An 11,348-nucleotide genomic window follows, 5' to 3' on the forward strand; every position below is an offset into this window, starting at 1 on the left:
GGGAGAATACGACCTTTGCCGGGCTGTGGATCCGCCCCGATCGAGAATTTGAACGTTCGGGGCATGTCCCGCGGCGGATCGCCGGGCGGTCTGGCATTCGGCGGACGGTCGTCACATTTCTGTCCCTGGCATGCCCGTGATATCGGACAGGGTCGGGCGGCAGGGATGCGAGGCGGGGCGGCATGGCGGGCAGGCGGGACGAGCGGGAGAGCGGGGATCTGTTCGGGGGAGCGGTCGCGCCGGGCGGGCAGGGCATGCGCCGCGCGCGGGCGGCGGCGGCGCGTACCCAGCCCCTGGCCGACCGGCTGCGCCCGGAATCGCTGGACGCGGTGGTCGGGCAGGACCATCTGCTGGGGCCGGGCGGCGCCCTGCGGCGGATGCTGGATCGTGGGTCGCTGGCCAGCCTGATCCTGTGGGGCGGGCCGGGGGTGGGCAAGACGACCATCGCCCGTCTGCTGGCCGATGCGGCGGGGCTGCGCTTCGTGCAGATCTCGGCCGTGTTCTCGGGGGTCGCGGATCTGAAGCGGGCGTTCGACGATGCGCGGCAGTGGGCCGGCACCGGGCAGAGCACGCTGCTGTTCGTCGACGAGATCCATCGGTTCAACCGCGCCCAGCAGGATGGATTCCTGCCGGTGGTCGAGGACGGGACGGTGGTGCTGGTGGGGGCGACGACCGAGAATCCGTCCTTCGCGCTGAACGGGGCGTTGCTGTCGCGCTGCCAGGTCATGGTGCTGCGGCGGCTGGACGACGAGGCGTTGGAACGGCTGCTGGGCCGGGCGGAGGCCGAGAGCGGGCGGGCGCTGCCGCTGACGCAGGAGGGACGGGCGGCGCTGCGGGCGATGGCCGATGGGGACGGGCGCTATCTGCTGAACATGGTCGAGCAGGTTCTGGCGTTGCCCGACGCGCCGCCGCTGGATGCCGGGGGGCTGGCCGGGCTGCTGGCGCGGCGCGCGGTGCTGTACGACAAGGACCGCGAGGAACATTACAACCTGATTTCGGCGCTGCATAAATCGCTGCGGGGCTCGGACCCCGACGCGGCGCTGTACTGGTTTGCCCGGATGCTCGAAGGGGGCGAGGACCCGCGCTTCATCGCCCGGCGGCTGACCCGGTTCGCGGCCGAGGATGTGGGCATGGCCGATCCGCAGGCGCTGCCCCTGGCGGTGGCGGCGTGGGAGACCTATGAGCGACTCGGCTCGCCCGAGGGGGAACTGGCGCTGGCGCAACTGGTCGTGCATCTGGGCAGCGCCCCGAAATCGAATGCCGTCTACAGCGCCTACAAGGCGGCGCGGCGGCTGGCGAAGGCGACCGGCAGCCTGATGCCGCCGGCCCATATCCTGAACGCGCCCACCGGCCTGATGAAGGATCTGGGCTATGGCAGCGGATATGAATACGACCACGATGCCGAGGAGGGGTTTTCCGGTCAGAATTACTTCCCGGACGGGATGCCGCGCGAATCGCTGTATCGCCCCACCGGCCGGGGATTCGAGGCCGAGATCGCGCGACGGCTGGACAGGTGGGCCAGACTGCGGGAAAGCCGTCAGTCATGAGTGTTGTGACCCTGACCGTCAGCGATGACGAAGCCGATATCCGCCTCGATCGGTGGTTTCGCCGCCATTACCCCCATCTGACCCAGGGGGCGTTGCAGAAACTGTGCCGCACCGGCCAGGTGCGGGTGGACGGCAAGCGCGCCGATACCGCGACCCGCCTGCTGGCGGGGCAGGTGGTGCGCGTGCCGCCGATCCCCGCCGCCGCGCGGCCGGCCCCGCCGCCGCGGCCGGTGCTGGACGACCGCAAGGTGCGCGAGATCCGGGGCATGGTGGTATACAGCGATGCCCAGGTGATCGTGCTGAACAAGCCCGCCGGGCTGGCGGTGCAGGGCGGGCCGGGCATTACGCACCATGTCGACGGCATGCTGGATGCGCTGAAGGAGCATGACGACGATCCGCGTCCCCGCCTGGTGCATCGGATCGATCGCGACACGTCGGGGCTGCTGCTGCTGGCGCGCACGCCCGGCGTGGCCGCGAAGCTGGCGGCGTCCTTTCGCGGGCGCGACGTGCGCAAGACCTACTGGGCGGTGGTGGTCGGCCGGCCGACCCCGGCCAGCGGGGTGATCGACCAGCCTCTGGCGCGGCTGGGGGCTGGGCCGGGGGCGCTGACGGTCGTGGCGTCGCGCAAGGACGAGGATGCGGCGCATGCGCTGTCGGAATATGAGGTGCTGGATGCCGCCGGCCGCCGCCTGTCGTGGCTGGCGCTGTCGCCGCTGACGGGGCGGACCCATCAGTTGCGCGTGCATTGCGAGGCGCTGGGGACGCCGATCCTCGGCGATCCGAAATATGGAGGGGATGCGGCGCACCCCGAGGGATTCGTCGACCGGCTGCATCTGCATGCCCGCTCGCTGGACCTGCCGCATCCGGCGGGGGGACGCCTGCATGTGTCGGCCGAACTGCCGCCGCATATGCGCGAGACCTTTCGCCAACTCGGTTTTACCGCCGGCGCCACGCCGGCGCCGCGGCGGAGCTGAGCGATGCTGCCCGTCGTCTGGGAAGGGTCCGCCATGCCGCCGCCGCGACCGAAACGCCGGGCCTGGCGCCTGCTGCTGCTGCTGGCCGTCCTGGGCGCCATCCTGGCCGGGGGCGCGGTGCTGGCCGCGCGGGCGCTGATCGACCCTGCCGCGCTGCGCGCGCAGGCCGTGGCGGCGGTCTGGCGCCAGACCGGTCGCGTGCTGCGACTGGGGGCGGTGCAGGTGCATATCCTGCCTTATCCGTCGCTGTCCGTCCGGGATCTGGCCCTGGCGGACATGCCGGGCGGGGCACGGGCGGAGATGCTGACGGCCGGGGGGCTGGAGGCGCGGCTGGCGGTTCTGCCGCTGTTGCGCCACGAGATCCGGCTGGAGGACGTGCGGCTGGTCCATCCCGACCTGCTGGTCGAGCGTCTGGCGGACGGGCGTGCGAACTGGCAGATGCGGCCGCCCGCCGAAGCGGCGTCTCCGCCGGGCGAGGTGTCGGCGCCGTCGACATCCAGTCCCTGGCGGATCCGGATCGGCAGCGTGCGGATCCGCGATGCCGATCTGCGCTGGGATGACCGGCAGGGTCGCATCAGCGGGGCGGCGACGCTGGACAGGCTGGACCTGTTCGGGCTGACCGGGCCGATGCCCACGATCGCCGCGCAGGGGCATCGCCTGGGCGACCGGCTGGCCGTCGTGACGCTGTCGGGGCAGTTCGGCCCGGTCCTCGCGCCCCAGGCCGCCGCATGGCCGCTGCATGTGCGGGCGTCGTTTCAGGTGGATGGGCGGGAGGCGGCCAGCGCTTCGCTGGACGGCGCCCTGTCCGCGCCCCGGCGGCTGCGCGGCTATGATGTCGCGGTGCATGCCGCGATCGGGCAGTTGACCGATTTCAACCGGCTGTTCGTGCATGCGAACCTGCCGGACATCCATGATATCGACGCCATGGCCCGCGTGGTCGATCTGGGAAGCGGGGACGCGGCGGTGCCCGGCCTGCGCCAGGTGCGGCTGCGGACCGGGACGATCGGCGGCGTGCCGATGCTGGGCGGGCTGCAACTGGATCATCTGGCGGTCGATGCGCCGACGCCGGCCGATCATGTGACGATCGAGACCGCCGGCCGGTACGACGGCCGGCCGTTCGCGCTGCACGGTACGGTGGGAACGCCCGCCGAGACGCTGGCGGCGGCGCGCAGCCACATGGGCAGCGCGATGCCGCTGGACCTGGTGGTGGAGGCGGCGGGCGGGACGTTGCATCTGGGCGGGACGGTCGGCGGCGGGCAATCGGCGCTGGACGGCCATCTGACGGCCGACCGGCTGTCGCTGCCCGGGGACCTGATGCTGGATCACCTGACCGCCGATGCCCATCTGGCGATCCGGGGTGGAACCGATTTCCGGCTGACCGGCCTGCGGCTGGATTCCGCCCAGATGACGTTGGACGGGGACATGTCCTTTCTTCGGCCGGGCGGGACGGACGGCGTTCCGGTGCTGGACGGCCGGTTGCATGCCAGCCGGCTGGATGTCGATGCGCTGCATGCCGCCGGCGCCGCGCCGGACGGGGACAGGCGTGAGGCCGAGGCCGATGAGGCGTCGCCCGCGCCCGCGCCGGCAAAGGAAGCCGGGGCGGACGGGGTGCTGCCCTTCGAGCGGTTGCGGCAGATGGAGGGGGACCTGGACCTGACGGCGGACCAGATGCGGCTGTATGGCGAGGATTATCATGCCGCCGAAGCCCATTTCGTGCTGCATGGGGGCAAGCTGACGGTCGATCCGCTGCATGCCGACGGTGCGGGGCGCAGCCTGGACGGTTCGCTGGGCATCGATGCGTCGGGCGCGGTGCCGCGCCTGTCCGCCGAAGTGCGGACGCTGGTGCTGCCGGCCGAATGGGTGGCCCAGGCGTTCGGCTGGAGCCCGATGCTGCGCGGCAGCCTGCAACTGGTCGGCAGTATCCAGACCCAGGGGAACGATCGCGCCGCGCTGCGCGCGCATCTGGGTGGTCATCTGGGCCTGTCGATGGTCAAGGGGCGGATCGACGGGAACATGCTGGGTCGCATGCTGGGGCCGGACGCGGCGGCCGCCACGCGGGGCTCGTCGGTCGCGCTGCGCTGCCTTGGCGTGCATATGACGCTGGGCAACGGGCAGGCCGCGCTGGACACGATCGGGCTGCAGACCTTTCGGCTGACGGTGACGGGGCATGGAACGGTCGGGCTGGCGCGCCAGGAGCTGGACCTGCATCTGCTGCCGCAACTGCTGATCGGCGGGACCGGCGCCAGCATGCCGGTCATGGTCGCCGGCACGGTGATGGCGCCGCAGCCGCGCCCGGAACCGGCGGGGCCCGGGCATCGTTTCATGCTGACCATCGGGCCGTCGGCGGGGTTTGCCGATCCGTGCCCCGATACCCTGAAGGCCGCGCGCGAGGAACGGCCCGGCCCCTCGCCGGACGCGGCGCCGAAAGCCAAGGGACCGAAGGTGATGGATGTGCTGCGCGGCCTGGGATTGTTTCGGTGACCGGCGCGCCTGGGGCGCGCCGCCGGTTCTGGGACCGGGCGGAGGTTGTGGAGGAGGCGGACGGGTTCGCGGTCCGGCTGGACGGGCGCCCGGTGCGCCTGCCGGGCGGGACGGTGCTGCGCGTCGGCGGCCGGGCGCTGGCCGAGGCTTTGGCCGGTGAATGGCGGGATGCGGCCGGCGGGCGGACGGGCGGGGAGTTCACGCCGTCGGACCTGCCCCTGACGCGGATGGCGGGGACGATGCTGGAGCGGATCGCCCCCGATCGGGCGGCGACGATCGGTGCGTTGCTGGGATATGCCCGCCACGAACTGTTGTGCTACCGCGCGCGTTATCCCGCCCTGCTGGTCGAACGCCAGCGGCAGGAGTGGGACCCGTGGCTGGACTGGCTGCGTGCCCGCCATGGGGTGGCGTTGCGGACCACCGATGGCGTGATGCCGGTCGATCAGCCCGACGACGCGCTGGCGGGACTGCGTGCCGTGCTGGATGGCGAGTCGGACGGGGTGCTGGCGGCGCTGGGGGTCGCGGTGCCGGCGCTGGGCAGCCTGGTGCTGGGCCTGGCGCTGGTCGAGGGGCGGCTGACGGCGGAGCAGGCCATCTGGTGCGCGACGCTCGACGAGCGGACCCAGATGGAACTATGGGGGGCGGATGCCGAGCAGGCCGCGCGGCTGGAGCGGTTGCGGGCGGAGGTTGCCGACGCGGCATCGTTCCTGGTGTTGCTGCGCCCGGGCTCCTGATGGCCGGGCGTGGCCATGGAACCGCCATAAACGGCCGGTAATCCACGCCTCGTGTTCCGATACCGAGCCAAACACTCTGTTACAGGGCTTTGCGCTAGAGAGGGACGGATGACATCACCAGACGGGAGAGGGTGCATGGCTTTGATCGATTGGCGGCCGCTTTCGGAAATGCCCGGCATTGCCGTGCATGAGATCGACCGGGCATCGAAAGGCCGGGGCGTATCGTCGCAGCGCGTGAAGCAGCGCGTGGCGCAGTGGGTCGCGACCTGCGCCATGGGCGCGTGGGTCCTGCTGGCGATCGTGCCCGTCGTCGTCGTGATCATGGCGATCGAAAGCTGATCCGGACGGTCGTAGCCTAGAGCCATATCCGTTCACACTGGTTCACGGATATGGCTTTAGATCATTGTTTTATCGAGCATCTTTATCCGACCGAATGAGTCCATCCGGTTGGATGATGCTCTAGCCCGGCACGGGCCGCGCGCCGGATCGCCGCCGGCGCGCGTTTCCGGGCAGGGTCAGGGGACGAGGACGGTGGCGCTGGCGGTGCAGGCGATGCCTTCCTCGCGGCCGGTGAAGCCGAGCCGTTCGGAGGTCGTGGCCTTGACCGAGATGCGGTCGATCTCGACCTCCAGCAGGTCCGCGAGGCGCTGGCGCATCGCCTGGGCATGCGGGCCGATTTTCGGGCGCTCGCAGATCAGCGTGACGTCGGCGTTGACCAGCATGCCGCCCCGGGCGCGAATCCGCTGGCCGGCATGGACCAGGAAGCGCGCGCTGTCGGCGTCCTTCCATTCGTTCTGGCTGGGGGGGAAATGGCGGCCGATATCGCCCTCGGCCAGCGCGCCGTAGATGGCGTCGCACAGGGCATGGATGCCGACATCGGCGTCGGAATGACCGGCCAGGCCGCGATCGTGGGGCACCGTGATGCCGCAGAGGATCAGCGCCCGGTTCTCGGCGAAGGCATGCACGTCGTAGCCGATGCCGGTGCGCGGCAGCAATGTCGGACCGATCAGCCGTTCCAGGCGCATCAGATCTTCCTCGTAGGTCAGCTTGATATTGTCTTCCGAACCGGGAACCAGCGCGACCGGGTGGCCCGCCATTTCCAGGAGGGCGGCGTCGTCGGTCGCGTCGCGGGCGGCGGCGCCGCGATGCAGGTCGCGCAGCAGCGCGAAGCGGAAACCCTGCGGCGTCTGGGCGCGATACAGGTCGTCGCGCGGGACGGTCGCCGCGATCACGCCGTCGCGGCCACGCTTGAGCGTGTCGGCCACCCGGACGGCCGGGATGGCGCCGGGCTGGGCGGCGAGGGCGGCGATCACGGCCCGGGTCACCTCGGCGGGCACATAAGGACGCGCGCCGTCATGGACCAGCACCAGGTCCGGCCGCTCGGCCTGGGGCAGGCGATCGAGCGCCTCGAGCCCCGCGCGGACGCTTTCCTGCCGGGTGGCGCCGCCGGCGACGGGCGGCAGGCTGTCCACGCCGTGCAGGGCGTCGGCCAGCGCGGCGGTGTCGCCGACCGGCTGGAGCAGGTCCACATGGGGACGCAGGGCGTCGGCCGCATGGCGGATGATGGGGCGGCCGCCGAGCGTCAGATACTGCTTGGCGACAGGCGATGCCGTCGTGGCGCTGAAACGTCGGCCCACGCCCGCGGCAAGAAGAATGGCTGCAACACGCATGGCGGAGCAATGCGGCGGACGCCACCCGCCGTCAAGCGCCGCCGCGCAATTGTTCCCGGGGACGGCCATGCGACTTCGATTTCGCGGGACTGCTATCGCGATTGCGTGATGCCGGGGAGTTCGGTATTCTGCTTAAATCCTAAGCATTCATGCTGGAATTTTATCCATGTCGTCCGAATTGTTGCGTCCAGTCGATCTGGGAAGGGGCGTGGTGCTGCGCACCCCGGTCATTCTCGCCCCGATGTCGGGTGTGACGGACCTGCCGTTCCGCCGGCTGGCGCGGCGGCTGGGCGCCGGGCTGGTGGTGTCCGAGATGATCGCGTCCTGGGCCATGGTGCGCGAGAACCAGGCGACGCTGCGCATGGCGGAGGTCGCGGACGAGGACGGGCCCAACGCGGTGCAGCTCGCGGGGTGCGAGCCCGGGGCGATGGCCCAGGCGGCGCGGATCGCCGTGGAGCGCGGCGCGAACATGGTCGATATCAATTTTGGCTGCCCGGTCAAGAAAGTGGCCGTGGGCCAGCAGGCGGGGTCGGCGCTGATGCGCGACGAGGCGCTGGCGGGCCGGCTGCTGGAGGCCGTGGTGCGGGCGGTGGACGTGCCGGTGACGCTGAAGATGCGCATGGGCTGGGACCATGCCAGCCTGAACGCCCCCGTCCTGGCCCGGATGGCGGAGCAGGCCGGTATCCGCATGGTGACGGTGCATGGCCGGACGCGGCAGCAATTCTATACCGGCACCGCCGACTGGGCCTTCGTCCGCTCGGTGAAGGAAGCGGTGTCGCTGCCGGTGATCGTCAATGGGGATATCCTGACGGTCGACGACGCGCGGCGGGCGCTGGCGCAGTCGGGCGCCGACGGGGTGATGATCGGGCGCGGCTGCTATGGCCGGCCGTGGTTCCTGGCGCAGGTGGGCCGCGCCCTGACGACCGGCGAGGAGGTGCCCGACCCGGACCTGGCGACGGAAAAGGCGATCGTCCTGGAGCATTACGACATGATGCTGTCGCATTTCGGCGCGCATCCCGGCCTGCGCCTGGCGCGCAAGCATGTGTCCTGGTACTCGGCGGGCCTGCCGGATTCGGCGGGTTTCCGCTCCGCGATCAATCGGGTGGACGAGGCCGGGGCGGCGATCGCGATGATCGGCGCGTTCTATGACCGGCACATCGCCGCCGGTTCGCGCCGCGAGCGCCGGGGGAGTGCGTCGGGCGGCCAGGAAGCCGCCCAGGCGGCATGATGCCCATGCACGCGGCCCTGCCGCCCGACGACAGGCCCCGGCCGGACGGCGCGGCGCTGCTGGATGCCATGCCCCTGCCGGTGATGCTGGTCGGGAAGGAAAACCGCATCCGCCATGTCAACAGCGCGGCGGAGCCGTTCTTCGGCATGTCCAGCCAGCATCTGGTGCAGATGCATCTGGCCGAGGTACTGGCGGCCGACCATCCGATCTTCCTGCTGGTGGACCAGGTGCGGCGCGACGGCGTGACGATCGCGGAGCATGAGTTGACGCTGGACGGCCCGCGCCTGCATCGCCAGGGCATCACCGTGCAGGGCACGCTGGTGGCCGAGGATCCGGACGGGGTGCTGCTGACCTTCCACGATTCCTCGGCGGCGCGGGCGCTGGACCGGCAACTGACATTCCGCTCGGCCGCGCGCAGCGTCTCGGGCATGGCCGCCATCCTGGCGCATGAGGTCAAGAACCCGCTCTCGGGCATTCGGGGGGCCGCGCAACTGCTGGAGGGATCGGTCTGCGAGGGCGACCGGGAACTGGCGATCCTGATCCGTGACGAGGCCGACCGGATTCGCGACCTGGTGGACCGGATGGAGATTTTCAGCGACAAGCCGCTGGAACGGCGGCCGGTGAACATCCACCGCGTGCTGGAGCATGTGCGGTTGCTGGCGCAGCAGGGATTCGGCGCCAATATCCGCTTCGTCGAGGAATATGACCCGTCATTGCCGCCGGTGTGGGGCAACCGCGACCAACTGGTGCAGGTGCTGCTGAATCTGGTCAAGAATGCCGCCGAGGCCGTCGCCGCCGATGACAGGGGGGGCGAGATCACGCTCGGGACCGCCTATCGCCATGGCGTGCGGCTGGCGGTGCCGGGGATGGAGCAGCGGGTCGAGCTGCCGCTGGTGGTCTCGGTGCGCGATAACGGCCCGGGCATTCCCGAGAGTGTCCGCCCCCATCTGTTCGAGCCCTTTCTGACCACCAAGGCGGGAGGAAGCGGCCTGGGGCTTGCGCTGGCGGGCAAGATCATCGGCGATCATGGCGGGGTGATCGAGGTCAACAGCCGCCCGGGCCGCACCGAGGTCCTGCTGCATCTGCCCGTGGTGGCCGAGGGACGGACGCACCCCTGACCCGTCGCGCCGCGCGGCGTTCCGCCCCGTCCGCCATGCCGCTGTTTTTATATTTTATCTCGAGAGACCGGATTTCGTATGCCCCTTCCGACCATCCTTGTTGCCGATGACGACCGCTCGATCCGCACCGTTCTCAGCCAGGCCCTGGGGCGCGCGGGTTATCAGGTGCGGACGACCGCCAGCGCGGCGACCCTGTGGCAATGGATCGAGGAAGGCGAGGGCGACCTGGTCATTACCGACGTGGTGATGCCCGAGGAGAACGGCCTGGACCTGATCCCCCGCATCAAGCGGGCGCGGCCGGACATGCGGGTGCTGGTGATGAGCGCGCAATCCACCCTGATGACCGCGGTCAAGGCGACCCAGCGCGGGGCGTTCGAATATCTGCCCAAGCCGTTCGACCTGAAGGAATTGCTGGCGGTGGTCGAGCGGGCGCTGGCCGCGCCGGCCCGCGCGCTGGCCGAGCCGCCCGCGCCCGAATCCGAGGAGCGGATGCCGCTGATCGGCCGGTCGATGGCGATGCAGGACATCTATCGCATCATCGCGCGGCTGACGACGTCGGACCTGACGGTGATGATCAACGGCGAGAGCGGCACCGGAAAGGAACTGGTCGCCCGCGCCCTGCACGATTACGGCCGCCGGCGGGGCGGGGCATTCGTGCCCGTCAACATGGCGGCGATCCCGCGCGAGTTGATCGAGAGCGAGTTGTTCGGCCACGAGCGGGGCGCCTTTACCGGGGCGACCAGCCGCAATCCCGGGCGTTTCGAGCAGGCGGCGGGCGGCACGCTGTTTCTCGACGAGATCGGGGACATGCCACCCGAGGCGCAGACCCGGCTGCTGCGCGTGTTGCAGGAAGGCGAGTTCACGACCGTCGGCGGACGGCTGCCGATCCGGGCCAATGTGCGGATCGTCGCGGCCACGCATCGCGACCTGCGCCAGTCGATTCGCAACGGCACCTTCCGCGAGGACCTGTTCTATCGCCTGAACGTGGTGCCGATCCGCCTGCCGCCGCTGCGCGAGCGGGTGGAGGACATTCCGCTGCTGGCGCGCCATTTCCTGGAGCGGTGCCGCGAGGACGGGTTGCCGGGCAAGATTCTGGCCGATGGCGCGGTCGAGCGGCTCCAGGCCAGTCGCTGGCCGGGGAATGTGCGCGAGTTGGAGAACCTGATGCGCCGCATGGCGGCCCTGTATCCGCAGGAGACGATCACGGCGGACCTGATCGACCAGGAACTGGCGGAATCCGCGCACGAGCAGGTGGTCGAGGCGCCGGAGGTGCTGGCCAAGGAGCCGCTGGCCGACGCGGTGGCCCGCCATATCAGGCATTTCCTGGCGGCGGGGCAGGACGGCATGCCGCTGCACGATATCTATGACCGGGTGATCGCCGAGGTCGAGCGGCCGTTGATCCAACTGACGCTGGCGGCCACGCGGGGCAACCAGATCAAGGCGGCGGCGATGCTGGGCCTGAATCGCAACACGCTGCGCAAGAAGATCCGCGACCTGGAAATTCCCGTCGTGCGGGGCGTAAGCTGATTTCCATGCGGCGGGAGCGAATCGGGTGCTGAGCCCCAGGCGCGGTTTCAGCCTCTGGTGCCTGGCATC

At 70.6% G+C, this 11,348-nt stretch carries 9 protein-coding genes; 8 read left to right on the forward strand and 1 reads right to left on the reverse strand.

The window, feature by feature from the left end; translation table 11 throughout:
• Positions 1 to 182: 182 nt before the first annotated feature.
• From HLH48_RS01855 to HLH48_RS01875, 5 genes are all read left to right on the forward strand, one after another.
• Positions 183 to 1,547: a replication-associated recombination protein A gene (locus tag HLH48_RS01855; RefSeq protein WP_182995808.1), complete on the forward strand. Its 1,365-nt coding sequence runs from the start codon at positions 183 to 185 to the stop codon at positions 1,545 to 1,547.
• A complete protein-coding gene (locus HLH48_RS01860; protein ID WP_182995809.1) occupies positions 1,544 to 2,521 on the forward strand; it encodes an RluA family pseudouridine synthase in 978 nt (325 codons plus the stop codon). The genes HLH48_RS01855 and HLH48_RS01860 overlap by 4 nt, the downstream gene beginning before the upstream one ends.
• Positions 2,522 to 2,524: 3 nt before the next feature.
• The gene (locus tag HLH48_RS01865; protein ID WP_246386716.1) at positions 2,525 to 5,002 is read left to right on the forward strand and encodes an AsmA family protein; all 2,478 of its coding nucleotides are present in this window, start codon (positions 2,525 to 2,527) and stop codon (positions 5,000 to 5,002) included.
• On the forward strand, positions 4,999 to 5,736 hold the full coding sequence (locus HLH48_RS01870; RefSeq protein ID WP_373320303.1) for an ATP12 family chaperone protein: 738 nt from the start codon (positions 4,999 to 5,001) through the stop codon (positions 5,734 to 5,736). The genes HLH48_RS01865 and HLH48_RS01870 overlap by 4 nt, the downstream gene beginning before the upstream one ends.
• 135 nt (positions 5,737 to 5,871) lie before the next feature.
• Positions 5,872 to 6,075, forward strand: coding sequence for a hypothetical protein (locus HLH48_RS01875; protein ID WP_182995810.1), 204 nt, complete (start codon positions 5,872 to 5,874; stop codon positions 6,073 to 6,075).
• A gap of 176 nt (positions 6,076 to 6,251) precedes the next feature.
• Here HLH48_RS01875 and HLH48_RS01880 read toward each other — a convergent pair whose 3' ends face one another.
• A complete protein-coding gene (locus HLH48_RS01880; protein WP_182996037.1) occupies positions 6,252 to 7,406 on the reverse strand; it encodes a bifunctional 2-C-methyl-D-erythritol 4-phosphate cytidylyltransferase/2-C-methyl-D-erythritol 2,4-cyclodiphosphate synthase in 1,155 nt (384 codons plus the stop codon).
• A 166-nt stretch (positions 7,407 to 7,572) separates the two neighbouring features.
• Here HLH48_RS01880 and dusB point away from each other — a divergent pair, with 166 nt between their 5' ends.
• The 3 genes from dusB (at position 7,573) to ntrC (ending at position 11,279) form a co-directional block, all read left to right on the forward strand.
• Positions 7,573 to 8,634 (forward strand): tRNA dihydrouridine synthase DusB, encoded by a 1,062-nt coding sequence (gene dusB / locus HLH48_RS01885; protein WP_182995811.1) that lies wholly within the window; start codon positions 7,573 to 7,575, stop codon positions 8,632 to 8,634.
• Complete coding sequence (locus tag HLH48_RS01890) at positions 8,631 to 9,752, forward strand: two-component system sensor histidine kinase NtrB (RefSeq protein WP_182995812.1); 1,122 nt, start codon at positions 8,631 to 8,633, stop codon at positions 9,750 to 9,752. The genes dusB and HLH48_RS01890 overlap by 4 nt, the downstream gene beginning before the upstream one ends.
• 78 nt (positions 9,753 to 9,830) lie before the next feature.
• On the forward strand, positions 9,831 to 11,279 hold the full coding sequence (gene ntrC / locus HLH48_RS01895) for a nitrogen regulation protein NR(I) (RefSeq protein WP_182995813.1): 1,449 nt from the start codon (positions 9,831 to 9,833) through the stop codon (positions 11,277 to 11,279).
• The last annotated feature ends 69 nt before the right edge of the window (positions 11,280 to 11,348 follow it).

The organism is Gluconacetobacter sacchari (genome assembly GCF_014174255.1).
GTDB classification, from domain to species: Bacteria; Pseudomonadota; Alphaproteobacteria; order Acetobacterales; family Acetobacteraceae; genus Gluconacetobacter; species Gluconacetobacter sacchari.

Bases quoted from the DNA above. Each gene is read 5' to 3' on its own strand.
- HLH48_RS01860 (WP_182995809.1), top strand. From the start codon at position 1,544: ATGAGTGTTGTGACCCTGACCGTCAGCGATGACGAAGCCGATATCCGC.
- HLH48_RS01865 (WP_246386716.1), top strand. From the start codon at position 2,525: ATGCTGCCCGTCGTCTGGGAAGGGTCCGCCATGCCGCCGCCGCGACCG.
- ntrC (WP_182995813.1), top strand. From the start codon at position 9,831: ATGCCCCTTCCGACCATCCTTGTTGCCGATGACGACCGCTCGATCCGC.
- HLH48_RS01890 (WP_182995812.1), top strand. From the start codon at position 8,631: ATGATGCCCATGCACGCGGCCCTGCCGCCCGACGACAGGCCCCGGCCG.
- HLH48_RS01855 (WP_182995808.1), top strand. From the start codon at position 183: ATGGCGGGCAGGCGGGACGAGCGGGAGAGCGGGGATCTGTTCGGGGGA.
- HLH48_RS01875 (WP_182995810.1), top strand. From the start codon at position 5,872: ATGGCTTTGATCGATTGGCGGCCGCTTTCGGAAATGCCCGGCATTGCC.
- dusB (WP_182995811.1), top strand. From the start codon at position 7,573: ATGTCGTCCGAATTGTTGCGTCCAGTCGATCTGGGAAGGGGCGTGGTG.
- HLH48_RS01880 (WP_182996037.1), bottom strand. From the start codon at position 7,406: ATGCGTGTTGCAGCCATTCTTCTTGCCGCGGGCGTGGGCCGACGTTTC.